The 20,730-nt window shown below is 57.0% G+C and carries 19 protein-coding genes; 15 read left to right on the forward strand and 4 right to left on the reverse strand.

Going from position 1 to position 20,730, the window contains the following annotated elements; all coding sequences use genetic code 11:
* Positions 1–596: 596 nt before the first annotated feature.
* Together AC1QQ2_RS02115 and AC1QQ2_RS02120 are read left to right on the forward strand one after the other, a co-directional pair.
* Complete coding sequence (locus tag AC1QQ2_RS02115; protein ID WP_479711895.1) at positions 597–3,173, forward strand: hybrid sensor histidine kinase/response regulator; 2,577 nt, start codon at positions 597–599, stop codon at positions 3,171–3,173.
* Between the two features lie 9 nt (positions 3,174–3,182).
* Positions 3,183–3,503: a TfoX/Sxy family protein gene (locus AC1QQ2_RS02120; RefSeq protein ID WP_479711896.1), complete on the forward strand. Its 321-nt coding sequence runs from the start codon at positions 3,183–3,185 to the stop codon at positions 3,501–3,503.
* Between the two features lie 113 nt (positions 3,504–3,616).
* Here AC1QQ2_RS02120 and ndk read toward each other — a convergent pair whose 3' ends face one another.
* A complete protein-coding gene (gene ndk, locus AC1QQ2_RS02125) occupies positions 3,617–4,039 on the reverse strand; it encodes a nucleoside-diphosphate kinase (RefSeq protein ID WP_067548927.1) in 423 nt (140 codons plus the stop codon).
* Positions 4,040–4,162: 123 nt separating this feature from the next.
* On the opposite strand from ndk, the gene AC1QQ2_RS02130 reads away from it, so the two are divergent.
* The 3 genes from AC1QQ2_RS02130 (at position 4,163) to AC1QQ2_RS02140 (ending at position 7,345) form a co-directional block, all read left to right on the forward strand.
* Positions 4,163–6,022 carry an ABC-F family ATP-binding cassette domain-containing protein gene (locus tag AC1QQ2_RS02130; protein WP_479711897.1) on the forward strand — a complete coding sequence of 620 codons (1,860 nt, stop codon included), beginning with the start codon at positions 4,163–4,165 and terminating at the stop codon, positions 6,020–6,022.
* Between the two features lie 106 nt (positions 6,023–6,128).
* The gene (locus AC1QQ2_RS02135) at positions 6,129–6,749 is read left to right on the forward strand and encodes a MarC family protein (protein WP_067548935.1); all 621 of its coding nucleotides are present in this window, start codon (positions 6,129–6,131) and stop codon (positions 6,747–6,749) included.
* 17 nt (positions 6,750–6,766) lie between these two features.
* On the forward strand, positions 6,767–7,345 hold the full coding sequence (locus AC1QQ2_RS02140; RefSeq protein WP_479711898.1) for a retropepsin-like aspartic protease family protein: 579 nt from the start codon (positions 6,767–6,769) through the stop codon (positions 7,343–7,345).
* Here the strand turns inward: AC1QQ2_RS02140 and AC1QQ2_RS02145 are convergent.
* Genes AC1QQ2_RS02145 through AC1QQ2_RS02155 form a run of 3 tightly spaced genes read right to left on the reverse strand, consistent with a single transcriptional unit; the run spans position 7,342 to position 9,766 of the window.
* Positions 7,342–7,815, reverse strand: a complete 474-nt coding sequence (locus AC1QQ2_RS02145; protein ID WP_479711899.1) for a GFA family protein — start codon at positions 7,813–7,815, stop codon at positions 7,342–7,344. The two genes, AC1QQ2_RS02140 and AC1QQ2_RS02145, sit on opposite strands and share 4 nt — an antisense overlap.
* 9 nt (positions 7,816–7,824) lie before the next feature.
* Entirely contained in the window at positions 7,825–8,295 is a 471-nt protein-coding gene (locus tag AC1QQ2_RS02150; RefSeq protein ID WP_479711900.1) for a DNA polymerase III subunit chi, read from the reverse strand.
* Between the two features lie 4 nt (positions 8,296–8,299).
* Positions 8,300–9,766: a leucyl aminopeptidase gene (locus AC1QQ2_RS02155; RefSeq protein ID WP_479711901.1), complete on the reverse strand. Its 1,467-nt coding sequence runs from the start codon at positions 9,764–9,766 to the stop codon at positions 8,300–8,302.
* 136 nt (positions 9,767–9,902) lie between these two features.
* Between AC1QQ2_RS02155 and lptF the strand changes: the two genes are divergently transcribed.
* The 10 genes from lptF (at position 9,903) to AC1QQ2_RS02205 (ending at position 20,707) form a co-directional block, all read left to right on the forward strand.
* On the forward strand, positions 9,903–11,030 hold the full coding sequence (gene lptF / locus AC1QQ2_RS02160) for an LPS export ABC transporter permease LptF (protein ID WP_479711902.1): 1,128 nt from the start codon (positions 9,903–9,905) through the stop codon (positions 11,028–11,030).
* A complete protein-coding gene (gene lptG, locus AC1QQ2_RS02165; protein WP_479711903.1) occupies positions 11,027–12,121 on the forward strand; it encodes an LPS export ABC transporter permease LptG in 1,095 nt (364 codons plus the stop codon). Before lptF ends, lptG begins: the two co-directional genes overlap by 4 nt.
* Positions 12,121–14,220, forward strand: a complete 2,100-nt coding sequence (locus AC1QQ2_RS02170; protein ID WP_479711904.1) for an LPS-assembly protein LptD — start codon at positions 12,121–12,123, stop codon at positions 14,218–14,220. Before lptG ends, AC1QQ2_RS02170 begins: the two co-directional genes overlap by 1 nt.
* An 11-nt stretch (positions 14,221–14,231) precedes the next feature.
* Positions 14,232–15,443, forward strand: a complete 1,212-nt coding sequence (locus AC1QQ2_RS02175; RefSeq protein ID WP_479711905.1) for a peptidylprolyl isomerase — start codon at positions 14,232–14,234, stop codon at positions 15,441–15,443.
* The gene (gene pdxA, locus AC1QQ2_RS02180; RefSeq protein ID WP_479711906.1) at positions 15,440–16,402 is read left to right on the forward strand and encodes a 4-hydroxythreonine-4-phosphate dehydrogenase PdxA; all 963 of its coding nucleotides are present in this window, start codon (positions 15,440–15,442) and stop codon (positions 16,400–16,402) included. The genes AC1QQ2_RS02175 and pdxA overlap by 4 nt, the downstream gene beginning before the upstream one ends.
* 133 nt (positions 16,403–16,535) lie before the next feature.
* A complete protein-coding gene (gene speB / locus AC1QQ2_RS02185; RefSeq protein ID WP_105235313.1) occupies positions 16,536–17,498 on the forward strand; it encodes an agmatinase in 963 nt (320 codons plus the stop codon).
* Positions 17,495–17,941, forward strand: coding sequence for a DUF1499 domain-containing protein (locus AC1QQ2_RS02190; RefSeq protein ID WP_479711907.1), 447 nt, complete (start codon positions 17,495–17,497; stop codon positions 17,939–17,941). Before speB ends, AC1QQ2_RS02190 begins: the two co-directional genes overlap by 4 nt.
* Positions 17,942–17,973: 32 nt before the next feature.
* Positions 17,974–19,029 carry a peptide chain release factor 1 gene (gene prfA / locus AC1QQ2_RS02195; RefSeq protein ID WP_105236365.1) on the forward strand — a complete coding sequence of 352 codons (1,056 nt, stop codon included), beginning with the start codon at positions 17,974–17,976 and terminating at the stop codon, positions 19,027–19,029.
* Entirely contained in the window at positions 19,026–19,868 is an 843-nt protein-coding gene (gene prmC, locus AC1QQ2_RS02200) for a peptide chain release factor N(5)-glutamine methyltransferase (RefSeq protein ID WP_479711908.1), read from the forward strand. The genes prfA and prmC overlap by 4 nt, the downstream gene beginning before the upstream one ends.
* A 209-nt stretch (positions 19,869–20,077) precedes the next feature.
* Positions 20,078–20,707 (forward strand): DUF4167 domain-containing protein, encoded by a 630-nt coding sequence (locus AC1QQ2_RS02205; RefSeq protein ID WP_105235316.1) that lies wholly within the window; start codon positions 20,078–20,080, stop codon positions 20,705–20,707.
* Positions 20,708–20,730: the final 23 nt, after the last annotated feature.

Genomic DNA, 20,730 nt, shown 5'->3' on the forward strand with positions numbered 1-20,730 from the left:
CCGTGCGGCGATTTCGAGCGGCGTTATCCGTCGCCCGAGAAAGAGGAGATGCTGCAACGCGGCACATCACAATTCTCATCAAATCCAGAAAATCAAAATTCAACGCAGGTGGTCACTTTTTAATCACAAATGAGTGCCTTGGTTAATTTTTAATCAGAACAAACGTCAACAATCGATCCATTTCACAGGCGAATGGTCCGAAAAACATAGTTAGTCACGCCTTAACTGCCTCATCTCTGCCATTATTGAGGTATACACTTACCTAACGTCACTCTAGTGGATTTGAGTAAAGCGAGACCGCCATGCCAGCAGATCAACTGAAAAAAGCACCGACACAGAACAAGCCGCAGACAGAAACAAACAGACAAATACCTGTCGCCGACGAGACAACCCACCTCATTCGTGACTTTGCGAGCCTCTAAGACGCGATCATAAATGAACAACCCTTGGGTGTTTTCCGTTTTGAGGCACATCATGTGGGGTGTTAGCCTTATGGATACGGCAGCTTATCCCAATGCAGCGTTTCAGCACCGATCCGGATGACATACCCCTGAACTTAGGGAAGACCGACAACCATAAAGAGACACCTAGGCCCAATGGCACTTAAAACCACCTTCGCGATTTCCAGCAATAAGACGCCAGATGACCTGCGCGACTCCCTGCTGTTTCGCGATCTGGATGGGTCTCAACTTCTCAGGTTGCGCGCTAAAATTGCGAGCCACCCGTCTCGACACACCCTTATCTACGTCGCTTTTACTTCGATTTGGGTCATAGGTCTGGCTTTGGGGGCTGGGGCAACAGACCTATCGAAAATCGCGATCTATTTTGTGCCGCACACGGCGCTTTTCGTGTTGGTGCTAGGCGTGCTCATCTATCCCATCCGTATGATATATTGGCCAATTCTTGCCTTCATCGGCATTTATCTGGCTCAAGCAATCATACCTACCTACATCCTGCCGCTTGACGAAACATCGGACAGTATCGCCCGCATGTTCTGGGCTGGTTTAGGGGTGAACTTATTTATCGGTGGCCTCGTCGGGTTCTTGTTGCGACTGGTGCTGAACTTCCTCAACAACCGCCTTGCCCCCTACACGGTCGACCTTACGATTTCAGTTCTGACTGGTGTGGTGTTCTCCATCGTTTCGGTCACGACAATCTCAACGCTCACCAGCGTCTTTGCGTCGTCTTTCCCAGAGGCTATCGCAGCACTTTCACTCGATAACGAGTTCCTGCTCCAAGCAGCGATCCGTTGTGGCTATGGCGGCATTGTCGTGTCCACCTTCTTTATTGGGATGATCCAATTCCCACGGCCATCGGATGTCCTCTGGGCAACGCCGTTTGTCTTGAGCTTTGGTGTGCTCGCCACATTGGGCCGGTATGGGTTTCAACTGCACGTCGCCCTCGATGCCATCGCGCTCTGTGCAATTTTTGCTGTTGTTCTACCGATCCGATTGGTTGTGCCGACCCTAACAACAGGGATGCTGATCTACGCATCTATGACTGGCGCGATCGTGACGCCTCCGACGATCACCTCACAATCCGACCTTGTCATAGAAGTTTATGCGGTCATCGCCCTCGGCATCATCATTTTCGTACTCGGCCTACGCAGCCATGGGCTGCACCTTCAAGATCAACAAGTCAGCTCGCTACGACGTCTAAACACTGTTCGGAACTATGCGGGCGTTGGTGTCTTTGCTGTTGATCTTACATCACGCATGGTCTCGGTTGATCCCGTAACACAGCGCATGCTGGGCGTTCCGCAAAATTTCGATATTGCATCTATGATGCGAAAATTCGGCGATCACGAACAAACCGAACTGCGGCGCATGATGTTCCAACGTCCGGGCGAGACGACGACCCTCCTCGCCCGCCTTCGCGAGGCCCCAGGCAGCAATCACCGTCGCGTTATTCGCCTCTTCCTGTGGTACGAACGCAGCTTTGACAACCTACCCGTCGTCTATGGCCTCGTGGTCGACGTGACTGGCGAACACCTGCAAGAACGCGCGCTCAAGGAAACCTTGGCCGAATTGTCGATCCGTCAAGATCAGCAGAAACAGATGTTCTCGATCATCAGCCACGAATTACGGACACCTGCGTCGGTGATTTCGATGCTTATCGACGACCTTAACGATGACGAAGCGGACCAAGAGCACCTCGCCAAACGCCTGCGCGAGGCAACAGACCAACTTCTCGGCGTTTTGACCGACATGCGTCAGGCCGTGAACCCAGAAAAGAACCTGCCAATCAACCCTGTCCCGTTCGTCCCAGCCGATCTTGCGGAATCGATCCGCAATACGTTTGAAATGCAGGCTCAGGCGAGCGGCATCACGATCAGACTTCGGTTCGGCGAAGGCGCGAACGAGATGGTCTTGGCCGATAGCGTTCGGATCAAACAAATCCTCGGCAACCTTATTCGTAACGCAATCATTCACTCACGCTGCTCTGCAATCACTGTGACCTATCGGTCGTCGATCGGTGACAATTTGAACGACCGCACAGGGGTTTGGTCAATCACCGATAACGGCATCGGGATCGCAGCCGAAGAAGTCGAACGCCTCTTCCAACCGTTCCAACGTGGCGGCGAAGATGCCCGCAACCGTGCCGATGGCTCGGGCCTTGGCCTCTACATCGTGCGGACAACTGCGCAGCTCTTGGGTGGCAGCGTGACCTACTTCCCCGCCCCCGAAGGCGGCGCGGGCTATCACGTTCGGATCGCTGAACCACTCGCCTCGGCAGAGGATCTACGTCAGGTCGCCCATATGGACGACGACACGGTCGACTTTGGCTCGATGTATGTTCTCTTGGCAGAAGACAATGCTCTGGTCGCCGAGGTTACCAGCGCGCGCCTTCGCAAATTCATGGGCCGCGTCGAAGTGGTCGGCTCTGGCCGTGAGGCGCTAGACCTCATCGCCCAAGATCCGCCTGATGTGGTCGTCACAGACCTCTTTATGCCCGAAATGTCGGGCGATGAACTGACACGCACCCTGCGCGCCAATGGTTTTACCAAACCGATCATCGGCCTCACCGCGGCGGTCGTTGGCGATGACATGCGTCAGTTCGAAAAGGCAGGCGCGTCGACCGTCATGACTAAACCGCTCGACGACACAGCGCTTATGCGGTTCCTTCGCAAACAAAGCGCAGAACAGGATGACGAGACACCTCAGGCAGAGTAACCTGCAGGCATGACATCCCTTCGTACGATTTCGGGCATTGGCCCCGCGACTGAAACAGACATGATCCGCGCAGGCATACCTGATGCCGAAACCCTAAGGGCGCTCGGCGCCCATGATGCCTATGCACGGATGATCGCCAAAGGCACCCGCCCCCACTTCATTGGCTACTATGCACTTCACATGGCCCTCCAAGGTCGCCCATGGAACGACTGCAAAGGTGCCGAGAAAGAAGACCTGCGGACCCGCTTTGACGCGCTCCTCGCCTCTGATACCCCAGACCGCCCGTCAAATGACCTCGCCCGCTTTTTGTCAGATATGGGCCTCGCCTGATCCTGCCTTTGTGCCGCAAATATCCCGGGGGTTTGGGGGCAGCGCCCCCATAAACGAACAAAGCCCGCACAACCGTGCGGGCCTTGCCGTTAATCAAATCTGAACAGTGGCGATTAGCCGACCAGTTCGAGACCCGAGAAGAAGAATGCGATTTCTTCTGCAGCAGCTTCAGGCGAATCCGAACCGTGTACCGAGTTCTCACCAACCGATTTCGCGAACTCTGCGCGAACGGTGCCAGCAGCAGCGTCAGCTGGGTTGGTTGCGCCCATGACTTCACGGTTTTTCAGGATAGCGCCTTCGCCTTCGAGAACCTGAACAACAACCGGTGCGGATGCCATGAATTCGCAAAGTTCGCCGTAGAACGGACGCTCTGCGTGTACAGCGTAGAATTTGCCAGCCTGAGCAGGTGTCAGGTGGATGCGCTTGGATGCGACAACGCGCAGACCAGCGTCTTCGAATTTAGCAACGATTTTGCCGGTCAGGTTACGCTCGGTTGCGTCCGGTTTGATGATCGAAAGGGTGCGTTCTACAGCCATGATAGCCTCACTTGCGTCGGCCCCATCAGGGGCGGGTTAAGAATTGGCGCTGCCCTAACATGTGTTAGCGCACAAGAAAAGCCGTGATTGACCGCGCCTCTTAGGTCAGGCAATGACGCATCTATGCTACGTTTAGATGACATCAGTTATTCGATCGAAGGGCGGGTCCTCATAGACCACGCCACCGCCGTCATTCCCACAGGCCATAAAGTTGGCGTTGTGGGCCGCAATGGGACGGGGAAAACCACTCTTTTCAAACTGATACGGGGTGAACTGCACCTCGATACAGGGACCATCGAACTGCCCAAAGGCTGGAAGATCGGCGGCGTGAGCCAAGAGGTTCCTGGAAATGAGGTCTCTTTGATCGATACGGTGCTTGCCGCCGATATCGAACGATCAGCACTTTTGTTGGAATCAGAGACTGCAACTGATCCGGCCCGTATCGCCGACATTCAGACCCGCCTCACCGATATCGACGCATGGAGCGCGGATGCCCGCGCCTCGTCCATCCTCAAGGGTCTGGGTTTTACCGACGACGAACAGAAAATGCCCTGCTCTGCCTTCTCGGGCGGGTGGCGTATGCGCGTGGCACTGGCGGCGGTTCTTTTCTCGGAACCAGATCTGCTCTTGCTCGATGAACCGACCAACTACCTGGACCTCGAAGGTGCGCTCTGGCTCGAGAACTATCTGACCCGCTATCCGCATACTGTTCTGATCGTCAGCCACGACCGCGAGCTTTTGAACCGCTCGGTCACGGGTATTCTGCACCTCGATAGCAAGAACCTGACCTATTACACAGGCACCTACGACAGCTTTGCCCGCCAACGCGCTGAACAGCGCGCTGTGCTGATGCAAGCCGCCAAGAAGCAAGACGCCAAGCGCGCGCACCTTCAATCCTTTGTCGACCGCTTTAAGGCGAAGGCAAGCAAGGCAAAGCAGGCGCAATCCCGCGTTAAAATGCTCGAAAAGATGGAGAGCATTCGCGTGCCAGAGGATGCCGCTCGCACGGTCTTTACCTTCCCAACGCCGGAACCGCTCTCACCCCCGATTATCCGTGTTGAGAACGGCGCTGTCGGCTATGACGGCACCGCGATTTTGACCCGCCTGAACCTACGCATCGATCAGGACGATCGTATCGCGCTCTTGGGACGCAACGGCGAAGGCAAATCGACCCTGTCGAAACTGCTCTCGGATCGTTTGCCTTTGATGGAGGGGGATAAACACTCGTCCTCCAAACTCCGCATTGGTTTCTTTGCCCAGCATCAGGTTGATGAGTTGCGCGTTGAAGAAACGCCGCTCCAGCATATCGCGCGGGCGATGCCTGACGTTCAGCAACCAAAACTGCGTGCCCGCCTTGCAGGCTTTGGCCTCATGGCAGCCCAAGCCGAAACCGAAGTTGGCCGTCTCTCTGGCGGGCAGAAAGCGCGCCTTTCGCTCCTTCTAGCGACCCTCGACGCGCCGCATCTCTTGATCCTTGATGAGCCGACCAACCACCTCGACATCGAAAGCCGTGAGGCTCTGGTCGAAGCGCTCACCGCCTACACAGGCGCGGTGATCCTCGTCAGCCACGACATGCACCTCCTAAGCCTCGTGGCGGACCGCCTCTGGCTGGTCAAAGACGGGCGGGTGACCCCCTATGAGGACGATCTCGACGCCTATCGCAAACTGCTTTTGTCCAGCGACAAGCCAAAGGCCGAAAAGCCCGTCGCCGAAAAACCCAAAGCGGAAAAAGCAGACCGCAACACTATCCTCGCGCTCAAGGCTGAAGTGCGTAAATGCGAAGAGCGCGTGAACAAGATCAACGAAATTCGGGATCGCGTTGCCTCAGAACTCGCGGATCGGTCGATTTACGAAGACGTAAACGCGGTGAAACTCGCTGGCCTCAACCGCAAGTACGCCGAAGCCAATGCTGCCATCGACCGCGCAGAGGCCATGTGGATGGACGCGCTAGAGGCCTTAGACAAGGCCGAAAATCCGACCTGACCCCCTGCCTTTGTGCCTAAAATATCCCGGGGGTGCAGGGGGCAGCGCCCCCTGCCCTTGAGGCTTTCCCCTTTGTCCATTTGATCAAACCCGTTAGAACAGCTCTATGACTGATTATATCGCCGCCTTCACCACGCTTTTCGTGATTATTGACCCCATCGGTTTGACGCCGCTTTTCGTGGCGCTCACCCACGGGGCATCTGCGCAATTGCGCCGCAAAATTGCTCTCAGGGCCTGTATTACGGCTGCGGTGATCCTGTTTTGCTTTGGTATCTTCGGTGAGGCGCTCTTGGGCTTTGTCGGGATCTCCATGCCTGCCTTCCGCATCGCGGGCGGGGTTCTGTTGTTCCTGACCGCGCTCGAGATGTTGTTCCAGAAACGTCAGACCCGCCGTCAGGGCCACACCGATGATGCGGCAGAGGATCATATCGATGACCCCTCCGTCTTTCCGATTGCCATCCCCCTGATCGCGGGCCCCGGTGCCATCGCCACCATGATCCTTTTGACGGATCAAGCAGAGGGCATCGGTGGATTTGCGGCAGTGATGGGCGTGATGCTTTCGGTCCTGCTGATCGTTTTCATCTTATTCCTTGTTTCCAACATGTTAGAGCGGATTCTGGGGCGCGTCGGAGTGAACGTCGTGACTCGCATCCTCGGGATGCTGTTGGCCGCATTGGCCATTCAGTTCATTCTTGATGGATTGCGCTCTTTCGGATTGGCGCCCTAAGACCTATCTATTGGTCTATGGACACAAACGACCAGCTTCGCCTCTTGTATCTCGGCATCCTCGTCACCGTCATTTTTGGCGGTGTGATGATCCGTTCGCGTCATAGGCTCGGCAAAGTTGCTCAGCAGCTTGGGATTTGGACGTTGATTTTTGGCGGCGTGATCCTCGCCGTATCCAGCTACCAAGGCGCAGGCTTTATGCCGTTTCGCACGCAATCGACGCTGTCCGATGGACGCATCGAATTAGCAATCCAACCAGATGGTCATTACTACATGACCGCGCTGGTAAATGGTGTCCCGATTGAATTTGTCGTCGATACGGGTGCTACGCATGTGGTCCTGAACCAAGCGGACGCAAAACGCATTGGCATCGACCTCAATGAGGTGACCTACATCGGCTCGGCCAACACGGCCAACGGCGTCGTTCGCACAGCACCAATCCGGATTGAGACACTAACCATCGGCGATTTCACCGACCGCAATATCCGTACGGTCGTGAATGGCGGCCCGATGGAGGGATCGCTGTTGGGTATGAGCTACCTCAACCGTTTCCGCAAAATCGAAATTAGCCGCGGCCGACTGATCCTCACCCGTTAGGTCTCGTAATCAGGGTGCTGATTGTTGGTCTTTTTCACGCTTTCTGCGTTGATATAATCCTCATCGCAGGTGTGTTCCGTGAGGCTCGGCAATTGGCTGAGCAACGGTGACTTCGATTCAGCCCCCCAAGCGAACTTCAGTTTCACCTCGTCGGACTTATCAAAAACCGAAATCGCCATCCAAAACGACTGCCGATTATCACGTTTATAATTCAAAGTGGTCCCGCACTCTGAACAAAAGCCCCGCGAAACACCCTCAGAGCTTTTGAAAACCGATGGGACACGACGGGTCCACGTCACAGCATTGACAGGAACACCGATCCAAGCCCCAAGCAGGCTCCCCGTCGCTTTCTGACACATCCGGCAATAGCACACGTGTGCGTTATTCATAACTGATGTCACGCGGAACCGGACTGCACCGCACTGACACCCACCAGCGTGAAGATTAGACATTTTTGCCTCCGCTAGCATTTGTCGTCTCTAGTCGGGCTGACTTTCGGCTTTCTTTGTCCAACGGCCATCTTCTTGGGCCCAATATTGGGCCGAGACGTTTTGCGAGGTTAGGCCTTTCCAGGCCTCTCGCGCCAGTTGAACCAGACCATCATCGAATCCCGAAAATATAATCATGCTCCGTTCAACCTTAGTAACATCTTCTGCAGAGATTGTCGCCCCATCGACGCAAACTATGCAATTCGGTTCATTTAGTGCTGGACGACCATCGCTTGTTAGCAAGATCGGTTGATGGGCGTCATGAGGACCACCCGCCAAACCATGTGCCAAGAAGGCCGTATCGCCACAGTCCCAGAGGGCTGCATCCAATGCCGCCATGCGATCCGCGTTGGTGCCGCGCACTTCGACCCGCCAGCCCTGCTCTCTTGCCTTGCTCAACAACAGGGGCAAGGCTTGCTCGAGTGAGCTTTCGGTGAGGTGGTAGAAATAGGCGGCACCCACCGACTTAGGCCTCGTAGTTGTCAGCGATAAGACGGTTCAGCGCCATGACACCCCAGCCAGTCGCGCCCTTCGGGGCGAGAGCCGTGTCCGCTTTGGTCTGTGCAGTGCCCGCAATATCGATGTGGCACCACGGCATGTCGTCTTGGATAAAACGTCGCAGGAATTGCGCTGCTGTGATCGACCCACCGTCGCGACCACCGACATTTTTCATATCCGCCTTAGCCGATTTCAACATTGCGTCATAGGCAGGGCCCATCGGCATCCGCCATGCGCCCTCGCCCTCGTTCGCTGCGGCCTTCAGCAGTTTATTCGACAGCTCGTCACTGTTCGAGAACACACCCGCATTTTCATGGCCCAGCGCGATGATGATCGCACCCGTTAGCGTGGCGAGGTTGATAACGCCCGTCGGTTTGAACCGCTCCTGCGCATACCAGAGCACATCGGCCAGAACCAAACGGCCCTCGGCGTCGGTGTTGATCACCTCAATCGTGTCACCCTTCATCGAGGTCACGATATCGCCCGGACGCACCGCGTTACCCGACGGCATGTTCTCAACCAGACCAACGAGGCCGACCACATTCGCCTTGGCCTTACGCAGGGCGAGCGTTTTCATGACGCCAGCCACAACGCCCGCGCCACCCATGTCCATGGTCATATCTTCCATGCCAGCGGCCGGTTTGATGCTGATACCGCCCGTATCGAACACGACGCCCTTACCGACAAAGGCAAGGGGCGCCTCATCCCCGCCGCCGTTCCATTGCATGACGACGACCTTGGACGGGCTGTCCGATCCTTGCCCAACGCAGAGGAGCGACCCCATGCCCAGCTTTTCAAGATCAGCCTCTTCGAGAACTTCAACGGTCACGCCCAGCGCACTCAGATCACTAAGTTTTTCGGCAAAGGTGGTGGTGGTCAGGATGTTTGCAGGCGCATTCACCAGATCGCGAGTAAAGAAGGTGCCTTCTGCAACAGCCACCAGAGGTGCATAGGCTGCCGTCGTTTCGTCAGCATCTTTGACCATGACTGTGACAGCGCCATAGGCTGTTTTGTCACCCGTCTTGTGATCCTCAAACACATAGGCACGCATCGCGATGCCAAAGGCGAGTTCTTCAGGCTTGTTCACCGCTGCGGCCAGAACCGTCAGATCGCCCTTACCCATCGCCTTGGCAATGCTCGCACCCGCCTTGCGGTGTTCTTCGGCCGAGGCACGGCGCGGCAGTTTCACGACCAAGAGCGCCTCAGCCGCGAGACCAACAGGCCATGTGACCTCAGCCAGATCGCCTGTGCCCAGTTTTGCAAACCGATCAGAGGCAACCAAGCGCTCTACCGCTTTGCGGCATAGGGTGTTCACCTTACGCGCACCGATGTCCATTTTACCGTCTTCGGTCACGAAAATCGCAATCCGACTTTCTGTCGTCGCGAGCGCATCAGTGGTCAAAGGCGCAAAGGAAATCTGGATCGGGCTAGTCATTTGGTGAACTCCTGAAAGCTGTCTTTCGGCAATAGGTAGCTTGCCTTGTGGTGAATGACCAGAATACGGTTCAATCCCCCCAACAAATCGGTTAGCGTCTTGGCGATAATGAATAACTGGCATCCGGGGGGACGCATTGGCTCGATTCGACAGATACCTGCTGTCGCAATTGCTGACTCTCTTCGGCTTTTTCTCGCTCGTATTGGTCTTTATCTATTGGATCAGAGCGGCGGTCGAATTGTTCGACGAACTGATATCTGACGGACAAACAGCAAAAGTGGTTTTGGAACTCACCATGCTCACCCTTCCGGGCGTGGTGCAGATCGTCTTGCCATTGGCCGCAGTGGTGGCGAGCATCTACGTGATGAACCGCATGACCTCTGACAGTGAATTGGTGGTTATGCAGGGCACAGGATTTTCGCCCGTGCGCCTGATCCGTCCTGCGGTGATCTTTGGCGTGATCGTGACGGTCCTGACGATGGTCGCCTCGCATTTTCTGGTGCCAACCGCTGCGCTCATCACCAATCAACGCCAAGCGGAGATCAGCCAGAACCTCGCCGCGCGGATGCTGGTCGAAGGGCGGTTTCAATCGCCCACCTCTGGTTTGACGATCTACATCCGCGATATCAGCCGCAGCGGAGAGTTGTTGGACCTGTTCCTCTCAGATACCCGTGATGATGCAGAGAAGATGACCTACACCGCGTCACGCGCGTACCTCGTGAAAACCGACAATGGCCCGCAGCTGGTGATGATCGATGGTATGGCGCAGGCTCTCAACACTCGCACCCAGCGCCTGAGCCTCACACGGTTCGCAGATTTCACCTACGACCTTGGCGATCTCGTCGACTTCACACCTCGCTTAACAAGGTCGAGCGGTGAAGTGACCTCTCTCGAACTACTGATGGCAACGCCTGAGTTGCAGACTGAGACCGGCAAGTCTGCGGGCGAATTGATCATGGAAGCCAACCGCCGCAATGCGCGTGCGCTCTTGGGCCTCGTCGGGGCTGCGATTGGCGCTGCGTCTTTGCTCGTCGGTGGGTTCAGTCGCTTTGGGGTTTGGAAACAGGTGATGCTGGCCATTGCCCTGATCATCGTTGTCAAATTCGCGGAATCGACCGCTGAGAACATGATGCGCACGATGCCCGAAGCATGGATGGTGCCTTATCTGCCGATCTTTGTGGGCATAGTGATCACTATGGTTTTGCTGACCATCGCGACCTACCCCGCGCGGTTCCGTTTTCCCAAAGGAAGGATCGCAGCATGATCCTTCACCGATATTTCGCTCAGCGCTTTATCTTTGTCCTCGGCGGCGTGATCGGTGTGTTCGGCCTCTTGATGGCGTTCGTTGAGTTGGTCGAACGTCTAAGAACCCTGCGCAATGTCGATGTATCCTTTGGGCAGGTGGTGCAATTGGCGCTCCTGAACCTGCCTGACTCGCTCTATCGGATTATCCCTCTTTTGGTGATCATCGCGACGATCTGGCTGTTTCTTGGTCTTGCGCGATCATCTGAACTTGTCGTCACACGTGCTGCAGGCCGTTCGGCACTTAGGGCACTCGTTGCGCCCTGTCTCGTCGCCTTCACATTCGGCCTCATGACCATCGGGATTTTCAACCCCATCGTCGCGAGCACCTCGCGCGAATTCGATGCACGACTGAGCACCCTCACTGGCGAAGGCAGCAGTTTTACCGTATCCTCGGACGGATTGTGGCTCCGCCAAGGGTCAACGAACGGGCAAACGGTGATCCGCGCAGACGCGACGAACCTTGACGGCACGGAACTGTCTGGGGTCACGTTCATCACCTTCACCCTTGACGGTGGTCCAGTGCGTCGGATTGAGGCTACGTCAGCCCGTCTGACACCTGGCCAATGGGACATCACAAACGCAAAAGTCTGGCCTCTGGCTGACGCTGAAAACCCCGAAGCCGTCGCGGAATACCACGAGACGTTCCAAATCCCATCGTCCCTGACCGTTGATCAAATCCGCGACAGTTTCGGCAGTCCGACCTCTGTTCCAATCTGGGAACTTCCCGCCTTTATCGAACGGCTCCGGACAGCAGGATTTAGTGCACGTCGTCATGCGGTTTGGCTGCAGTCTGAACTGGCGATGCCTCTCTTCTTGGTCGCGATGGTTTTAATCGGCGCGGCCTTTACCATGCGCCCGCAACGCGGCGGTAAAACGGGGCAGATGATTCTATGGGCTATTCTGATCAGTTTCGGGCTTTATTTCGTTCGGAATTTTGCGTCTATTTTGGGCGAGAACGGGCAAATCCCGATTGCCTTGGCTGCTTGGGCTCCGCCCTTTGTCGCCGTCGGTTTTGCCTTTGGCCTACTACTGCATCTGGAGGACGGGTAATGCGTCGCCTCGCCCCGCTTATCCTCGCCGCCCTTCCCTTTGCAGGAGCAGTTGCCGCCCAAGACGCGGCAACACTTATGGAGGACAGCGTTTCAATCACCGCCGACAATCGACTGATCGCATCGGGCAATGTTGAGGCATTCTTTGACGGCACAACGCTCTCTGCGGCTCGAATTACTTATGACGAGGCAACGGATCGTCTGATCATTAACGGCCCCATTTTCATCAAGGCCGCCGATGGCACAATCCTCACAGCCGAGAGCGCGGACCTAGACCCCAAGCTGCAAAACGGTCTTTTGCTCAGCGCCCGTATGGTCCTGAACGAACAGCTTCAACTGGCTGCGAACCGTATCGATCGGGTTGACGGTCGCCTCACCCAATTGACCAAGGTTGCCGCGACATCGTGTAATGTCTGCGACGGGCGCCCACCATTGTGGGACATACGCGCATCTCGGATTGTCCATGATCAAGATGCCAAGGAACTATACCTCGACAACGCGATATTACGTGTTCGAGGCGTGCCTGTGTTTTGGCTGCCTACGATGCGGCTCCCTGATCCTACGCTTGATCGTGCGACCGGGTTTCTGGCACCGAGCTACCAGTCGAACAACCTGTTAGGCCTTGGTGTCCGCACGCCTTATTTTATCAAGATCGGTGATCATCGCGACCTAACCCTGACCCCTTTCTTGAGCGCGGAAACCCGCACCCTCGAAGCGCGGTATCGGCAGGCCTATTTGAATGGTGACATCGAAATCAACGCCGCCGTGAGCCGCGATACCATCGATGATGGAGCGACACGGGGTTACGTCGAATACGCGGGCGATTTCGCACTTCCACGCGACTACTCGCTGAGCTTCAATGGCATCGTTACAAGTCACGACGAATACCTCGCCCAATATGGCTATTCCTCTGCGGATTATCTGAAAAACGCACTAACGGTCGCGCGGATCGAACCGCAGTCCTTTGTGATGGGCGAAGTGGCGATCTATCACACGGTCAAAGACGGTGAGACTGACGCCGATATTATTCCCGTTGTCGTCAGCGTAAGCACTGAAAAGCAGCTCAACTACGCCTCGGGTGTCTTGACCACAGGCATCGATGCGGACCTTCAACTGCGATACGGTCACGACAACACAGGCGCAGATCGCGATGTATTTCGGATCGGCGCATATGCGGACTGGAACCGAAACTGGGTGCGCCCCTCTGGCATCGTGATCGAAAGTGATGTGGGTATTGCGGCAGATGCCTACGAGTTCAACAACGATCCGGCGAATGACACGGCGTTCCGATTGGTCCCCTCGGCTTCGGTCACCCTGCGTTACCCAATAGCACGCACCGAGCGCGATGGTTCTGTGAACTTGCTAGAGCCATTATTGATGCTGGGGTGGTCCGATATCATTGGCGATACCGTCCCGAACGAAGACAGCGGCACCGCCGATTTTGACGAAGCGAACCTGTTTAGCCTGTCGCGTTTCCCTGGTGACGACCGCGTGGAAACAGGCGCGCAAGCTGCCTATGGCATATCATGGCTTCACATTGCGCCGCAGGGCTGGAACGCACGGCTTTTGATGGGACAGGTCGTGCGTGACGAACCCGCCGAATTCTCGGCATCGTCGGGGCTTTCAGGCTTGGGATCTGACTTCCTTCTCGGTGGGCAATTGTCCCTCGCAAATGGGCTCCACGTTCATGGCCGGACGCTGATCGACGCAGACTGGGGTGCTGGCAAATCCGAGTTGGGCGTTGGATGGGCAAATGATCGGATCGACCTCACGGCTGAATACCTGTGGCTCCCCGCCGACCTTGGCGAAAGCCGCACTGAGGTGACGTCTGAGTGGGCCTTGGATGCGGGCTACATCGTCAATGACAACTGGAATATAGGGTTCAACGGGCGCTACGACATCGATGCAGATAGCCCTGTTGACGCGGAAATTCTCTTGGGATGGCAGAACGAATGCGTGAAAGTCGAGTTTTCGGCCTCGCGCAGCTATACTGTTTCCTCTACTCTTGAACCAACAACAGACTACGGATTGACCGTGGGGATCGCAGGCTTTGGCACCTCGACATCGGGTGTCGCTCCCCGTCGGGTCTGCACGAACTGAATGAGGCACCTATGCGTTTGCTGAAAAACCTGATCTGCGCCGCCGCTCTTTTGGCGCCAATCTCTGCATCGGCTCAAGGTTTGTTTTCTCCTGCGATCAGCGTCAATGACAGCGCGATCACACGCTATGAAATTGACCAGCGCGTGAAACTCCTCGTTCTCTTCCGCACGGCTGGTAACCTCGAAGATCTAGCCCGCGAACAGTTGATCGATGAACGTCTGCGCATGTCATATATGCAGCGCGAAGGTCTGAACCTTTCGGACGACGGCCTGAAAAACGCGATGACCGAATTCGCAACCCGCGGCGGTCGTACTTACGAGGAATTCCTCGACAACATCGCGGCAGCAGGCGTCGCAGAACAAACCGTGCGCGATTTTGTTGCTGTGAACACCCTATGGCGCGAACTGATCCGATCGAAATTTAACCGTCAGGTTACGGTCACCGAGGCAGAGATTGACGCAGCACTGGCGAGCAACAGTACGAACCCTGCTTCGCTTCAGGTTCTGATCTCTGAAATCATTATCCCCGCTCCGCCTGAAAAGGCCGAAGAGGTCGCAAAACTCGCCGAAGACATCAGCCAGATGACTTCGGTCACGGAATTTTCCGCAGCGGCCCGCCAATATTCGGCAACCCAGTCCCGCGATGACGGCGGTCGCCTTCCGTGGCAGAGCTTGACCGAACTGCCCGCGGGTTTGCACGGGCTTTTGACTAACCTCGAACCGGGTCAAGTCACCCCTCCGCTGCAACTCGAAAACGCTGTGGCGCTGTTGCAGTTGCGCGACCTGCGTGAGGTGCCGAACGCAACGGTCGCTACATCGCAGTTTGACTATGCGGTCTTCACCATTCCCGGTGGCCTGACCGAGACAGCCAAGGCCGAAGCGGCCCGCATCGATGCAGAGACAGACAGCTGCGATGACCTCTATGGCATTGCCCGCGACCTCCCCGAGGATCGTCTGACCCGCACGACCGCAACGCCATCCGAAATCGATACCGATATCGCCTTGGAACTTGCAAAGCTCGACGCTGGCGAAAGCTCCGCCATCCTGACCCGCAACGACGGTCAGACCCTACTTTATGTGATGATGTGCAACCGCATTCCTCAAGTGGCCGAAACAGTTGATCGCGACCAAGTCGAAAGCCGCCTGCGCAGTGAAAAACTCGCTGGCTACGCGGATGCTCTCTTGGCTCAGTTGCGCGATACAGCCGTGATCAGCAGCCAATGACCATCGCGATCAGCTGTGGCGAACCCGCAGGCGTCGGCCCCGAGGTCGCCGCCAAAGCTTGGGCCGAGCTTCGCAATGACATGCCGATGCTCTGGGTTGGTGATCCGAGCCACCTCCCCGCTGGCACCCCGCATCAGGTAATCTCTGACGCGAGCGAAGCCGCATCTATCAGCCAAGCCGCCCTGCCCGTTCTGGCTCGCGATTTCGGCCCTGCGCTTACCCCAGGCATTGCCAATCCCGCCCATGCCGCTGGTGTGATTGCTGCGATTGAAACAGCTGTAGATCTGGTCACCTCTGGCCAATGTTCTGCCATGACCACCGCGCCAATCCACAAAAAGGCGCTCGCGGACGGTGCAGGCTTTGCCTACCCGGGCCATACCGAATTCCTCGCCGCTCTGGGCAAGGTCGATCAGGTTGTGATGATGCTCGCCTGTGACCAGTTGCGCGTGGTGCCGACAACGATTCATATCGCGCTCGCTGATGTGCCCAAAGCCTTCACCGCTCGCCTTCTGACCGATACCGTCCTCATCACCCACGCGGCCTTGCGGCGCGACTTCGGCATTGATCGCCCGCGCCTCGTCGTCGCTGGCCTGAACCCTCATGCGGGCGAAGGCGGCAAGATGGGAACCGAAGAGCTTGATTGGATGAACGACACCATTGCGGCGCTCCGTGCCGAAGGCATCGATCTGCGCGGCCCGATGCCCCCTGACACCATGTTCCACGCCCGCGCCCGCGCCACCTATGACGCGGCGATCTGCGCCTATCATGATCAGGCCCTCATCCCGATCAAGACCATCGATTTCGACAATGGCGTGAACGTGACCTTGGGCCTGCCTTTCATTCGCACTTCGCCCGATCACGGCACCGCTTTTGACATCGCGGGCAAAGGGATCGCCAACCCGTCGTCGATGATCGCGGCCCTGCGGATGGCAGACAAAATGGCGAAATCACGCCGCTGATCTGCCTTTGTGCCTGAAAATATCCCGGGGGGCCGCAGCGCGGCGGGGGCAGAGCCCCCTCGCCCCTTTCCCCTCTTGACCAAAACTCTGCGCTCTGGCTCTGTAGCCATAATTTGATCAAAAGGAACGACCCATGGCACTTGAGGATGCAAAGAAACAAATCGACCTCGCGTTTACCCGCGAGGATCGTCGCGGTTTGGCCTTTGAAAACGCTTTTGGTGGTGCGCTCTCGTTCCTGCGCCGTCAGTATTCCAAGGACCTCACGGGCGTCGATATCGCCGTGACGGGGGTTCCCTTTGATCAGGCTGTGACGCACCGCACCGGCACGCGCTTTGGCCCTCGTGCGATCCGCGAGGCCTCCACCCTGCAGCCCTATGACCCGCCAATCGGTTGGGGCTTTGATCCGCTGGGAGAGTTTTCGATCATCGACTACGGCGATCTGGCCTTTGACTACGCCCATACGCCCAGCTTCCCCGCGCTCCTGACCGACCACATTCGCACGATCCTCAACGCAAATGCAGCAAGCGTGACCTTGGGCGGCGATCATTCGATCACCCTCCCAATCCTGAAGGCCTATGCCGAAAAATACGGCCCGATGTCGGTGATCCAGTTCGACGCCCACTCTGATCTCTGGGCGGATGATGATTTCGACCGCATCGATCATGGCACCTTCATGTATAAGGCGGTCAAGCTCGGCTACGTGGACCCGAGCCGCTCTGTTCAGATCGGCATTCGGACGGTCTGTGACGACTATCTGGGGATGCACTACATCGACGCGCGGTCTGTCCACGAAATGGGTCTGCCGTGGGTGGTTGAGCGGACCAAGTCCATCGTCGGTGACAACCCGACCTACGTGACCTTTGACATCGACGCGCTGGACCCTGCCTTTGCACCGGGGACAGGCACGCCTGTTTGGGGCGGTCTTGCGTCGTGGCAAACTGCGGCACTCCTGCGGGATTTGGCGGGGATCAACATGGTTGGCGGCGACGTGGTTGAGGTCTCTCCGCCCTTTGATCACGGCAATATCACGGCCGTGGCTGGCGCCCATGTCGCGATGGAACTATGCTGCCTAAACCTTTGGAACAAAAGAAAATGAAGCTTCTGGTCGGTGTTATTGTCGCCCTTGTTTTGGGTTTTGCGGCTTATGTGCGCCTCGCGCCATTGGATGCACAACGTTGGCATCGGATGGCGGCCCCGCAATTGCCTGCGGGCCGTTACCCAGAGGCGGGCGGACTGACGGTCGCAACTGTCCTCAGCGACCCATCCCGCATCGATGCCCTTTTTGCCGCGATCACAGACACGCCCCGCACCGTTCAAATCGCGGGCTCTCGCGATGAGGCGATGATCACCTTCGTGACCCGCTCCGCGCTCTGGGGATTTCCCGATTATACCACGGTTCGCGTGATCAAACGGTCTACAGAGACGCCAGAATGGCACCTCCAAATCCACGGGCGGTTGCGATTTGGGCGCTCTGATTTGGGCGTGAATGCAAAACGGATCGACGGTTGGCTCATGGCAGCAGGCATCAACCAGCCTTGACGCCGCGCGGCCTGTCGGCCATTGCAAAGCACATGATACCCAGTGACAAACTCGACCAGATTATCTCTCGCTTTCAGTTCCTGGAGGCCAAACTGAACGGCGGTGTTGAGCCGTCTCAGATCGCGGCCCTGTCCAAAGAATATTCGGAGCTTGAGCCGGTTGTGAAAACCGTTTTGGGCTACCGCCAAATCGTCGCCGATATCGCAGAGGCAGAGCTGATGCTCAAAGACCCCGATATGCGCGAACTGGCCGAGGATGAGCTCCCCACCCTGCGCGAACAGCTAGAGACGGCGGAACAAGACGTGCGCCTTGCGCTGCTGCCAAAGGATGCGGCGGATGCCCGTCCTGCGATCCTCGAAATTCGCCCTGGGACTGGCGGCGATGAGGCATCGCTTTTTGCGGGTGATCTGTTGCGGATGTATCAGCGCTATTGCGAGGACAAAGGCTGGAAGCTGGAAATCCTCGAACACCAAGAAACCGAATTGGGCGGCATTAAAGAGGTGATCGCGCGGATCGCCGGCGATGGCGTCTTTGCCCGCATGAAATACGAATCCGGCGTGCACCGCGTGCAACGTGTGCCTGAAACAGAGAGCGGCGGACGTATCCACACCTCTGCCGCGACGGTCGCCGTTCTTCCCGAAGCCGAAGACGTGGACATCCAGATCAACGCCAATGACATTCGCATCGATACCATGCGGTCGTCGGGTGCAGGTGGTCAGCACGTGAACACCACCGACTCTGCCGTTCGGATCACCCACATCCCCTCTGGCATCGTTGTTACCAGTTCCGAGAAATCACAGCACCGCAACCGCGAGATCGCGATGCAGGTTCTGAAAACTCGCCTCTTTGATATGGAGCGTCAAAAGCTCCACGATGAACGCTCTGCCAGCCGCAAATCGCAGGTGGGGTCTGGGGATCGCTCGGAACGCATTCGCACCTATAACTTCCCGCAGGGGCGGATGACGGATCACCGCATCAACCTGACGCTCTATTCGCTCGATAAGATCATGCAGGGCGATCTGGATGAAACGATTGATGCACTGATCGCCGATGCCCAAGCCACGCTCCTCGCGGAGATGGAAGGATGAGCCAGCCCACGGGATCGGTTCTTCTGGCCAAGGGCGTGCGACAATTGACCGATGCTGGTGTGCCTGATGCGCCCCGCGATGCGCGGCGCCTGCTGGCTCATGCGGTTGGGATTGAGGCTGGTCGACTGACGCTAATCCTTCCCGAACCTGTCACCCAAGAGGCAGAAGCACGCTTTGCCGCTCTCTTGCAACGGCGGGCCGGTCGCGAACCTGTGTCGCATCTCTTGGGCTATCGCGAATTCTACGGACGTCGGTTCAAGGTCACGCGGAACGTTCTCGACCCGCGGCCTGAAACCGAAATCTTGATTGAAGTCGCACTCCAAGATGCCTTTGCCAGCGTCATCGACCTTGGCACGGGATCGGGCTGTATCCTCCTGACGCTTCTCGCTGAAATGCCCGAAGCGCGGGGCGTAGGCACCGATCTGTCAGAGGACGCCTGCCGCGTAGCAGAGGATAACATGCACGCGCTGGACCTTGGTGAACGGGCCGCGATCCTGCGCACCTCTTGGGCGGATGGCATCGAAGGTCAGGTCGATCTGGTCGTATCGAACCCGCCCTATATCGGGCTGGACGAAATGGACGGTCTGTCGCCTGAAGTGCACGATCACGAACCACATATGGCGCTGACGGACGGCGGTGATGGCCTATCCGCCTACCGCGCGATCAGCCAACAGGCGGCGGGTCTATTGCGCGTTGGCGGTCGCCTGATTGTCGAAATAGGACCGACCCAAGCCGTCGCCGTAGCGCAAATGTTTGCGGACAACGGGTTTGAAAAGGTTCGGGTGATTCAGGACCTTGATGGACGGGATCGGGTCGTTTCGGGCGAATATCGCGGTTAATCCGCCTGTTCTGTGCAGAAAAGCACGCCTTTCGTCGGATTCATTGCATTTTAGACTTGTAACGTATCCAGTTTGAAGGGTAGTCACAGGACATCAGAAGACAGAAGGCTTCGGCCTCTCTCTGATATTCGCCTGAACATCTTTGGCATTTTGTCCCGTAGATGGGAAAGCCAAACGCAACGCATTTTCCGCTGCCCGAAAGCACGTTCATGAGATCTTCGAAATCACGGTCCCGCGGTAAGAACCGCAACAACAACCGTCCGTCTGGCGGTAACATCATTAACCGAGTGTTTGATAGCTCGGGTCCTGATGGAAAAGTGCGCGGGACACCGCAACAAATCATCGAGAAATACAACCAGCTGCACCGCGATGCGCAGTTGTCCGGCGACCGCGTCGCGGCAGAGAACTTTGCCCAGCACGCCGAACACTACCTTCGGATTTTGGCTGAAGCTCAGCGTGAGGTCGATAAGGCCCGCGAAGAGCAAGAAGAACAAAACCGTCAGCGTCAGGCCGAACGTGACCGCGAACGCGCGGATCGCCTGAAGGCTCAGGAAGAGCAAGCAGCTGGCGCAGGCGAACAGCCTGACGTGTCTGAGGATCGTCCTGAACGTCCACAGCGCGAAGACCGCCCGCACCGCGAGGCTCGCCGTCCGCGCCGCGAGGATGTGATCGAAACTCCGTCCGAGGACGAAGACGACAACGGTCTGGTTGAGACACCAGAAAGCAAAGCGCCAGAGGCGGAAGAGCCGAAAAAAGCGCCTCGTAAACCCCGTGCGCCGCGCAAACCCAAGGCAAAAGCTGACACGCCAAGCGATGACAGCCCCGCTGCGGCAGAGTAAACTGAAACCCGACCCGAAACGGT

This window comes from Aestuarium sp. (genome assembly GCF_023253315.1).
In the GTDB taxonomy this organism is placed as follows: Bacteria; Pseudomonadota; Alphaproteobacteria; order Rhodobacterales; family Rhodobacteraceae; genus Marivivens; species Marivivens donghaensis.

Bases quoted from the DNA above. Each gene is read 5' to 3' on its own strand.
- AC1QQ2_RS02145 (WP_479711899.1), bottom strand. From the start codon at position 7,815: ATGCTAGCGGAGGCAAAAATGTCTAATCTTCACGCTGGTGGGTGTCAG.
- pdxA (WP_479711906.1), top strand. From the start codon at position 15,440: ATGACCATCGCGATCAGCTGTGGCGAACCCGCAGGCGTCGGCCCCGAG.
- AC1QQ2_RS02205 (WP_105235316.1), top strand. From the start codon at position 20,078: ATGAGATCTTCGAAATCACGGTCCCGCGGTAAGAACCGCAACAACAAC.
- ndk (WP_067548927.1), bottom strand. From the start codon at position 4,039: ATGGCTGTAGAACGCACCCTTTCGATCATCAAACCGGACGCAACCGAG.
- AC1QQ2_RS02135 (WP_067548935.1), top strand. From the start codon at position 6,129: ATGACTGATTATATCGCCGCCTTCACCACGCTTTTCGTGATTATTGAC.
- AC1QQ2_RS02130 (WP_479711897.1), top strand. From the start codon at position 4,163: ATGCTACGTTTAGATGACATCAGTTATTCGATCGAAGGGCGGGTCCTC.
- AC1QQ2_RS02175 (WP_479711905.1), top strand. From the start codon at position 14,232: ATGCGTTTGCTGAAAAACCTGATCTGCGCCGCCGCTCTTTTGGCGCCA.
- prfA (WP_105236365.1), top strand. From the start codon at position 17,974: ATGATACCCAGTGACAAACTCGACCAGATTATCTCTCGCTTTCAGTTC.
- speB (WP_105235313.1), top strand. From the start codon at position 16,536: ATGGCACTTGAGGATGCAAAGAAACAAATCGACCTCGCGTTTACCCGC.
- AC1QQ2_RS02170 (WP_479711904.1), top strand. From the start codon at position 12,121: ATGCGTCGCCTCGCCCCGCTTATCCTCGCCGCCCTTCCCTTTGCAGGA.
- AC1QQ2_RS02155 (WP_479711901.1), bottom strand. From the start codon at position 9,766: ATGACTAGCCCGATCCAGATTTCCTTTGCGCCTTTGACCACTGATGCG.
- prmC (WP_479711908.1), top strand. From the start codon at position 19,026: ATGAGCCAGCCCACGGGATCGGTTCTTCTGGCCAAGGGCGTGCGACAA.
- AC1QQ2_RS02115 (WP_479711895.1), top strand. From the start codon at position 597: ATGGCACTTAAAACCACCTTCGCGATTTCCAGCAATAAGACGCCAGAT.
- lptG (WP_479711903.1), top strand. From the start codon at position 11,027: ATGATCCTTCACCGATATTTCGCTCAGCGCTTTATCTTTGTCCTCGGC.
- AC1QQ2_RS02120 (WP_479711896.1), top strand. From the start codon at position 3,183: ATGACATCCCTTCGTACGATTTCGGGCATTGGCCCCGCGACTGAAACA.
- AC1QQ2_RS02190 (WP_479711907.1), top strand. From the start codon at position 17,495: ATGAAGCTTCTGGTCGGTGTTATTGTCGCCCTTGTTTTGGGTTTTGCG.
- AC1QQ2_RS02140 (WP_479711898.1), top strand. From the start codon at position 6,767: ATGGACACAAACGACCAGCTTCGCCTCTTGTATCTCGGCATCCTCGTC.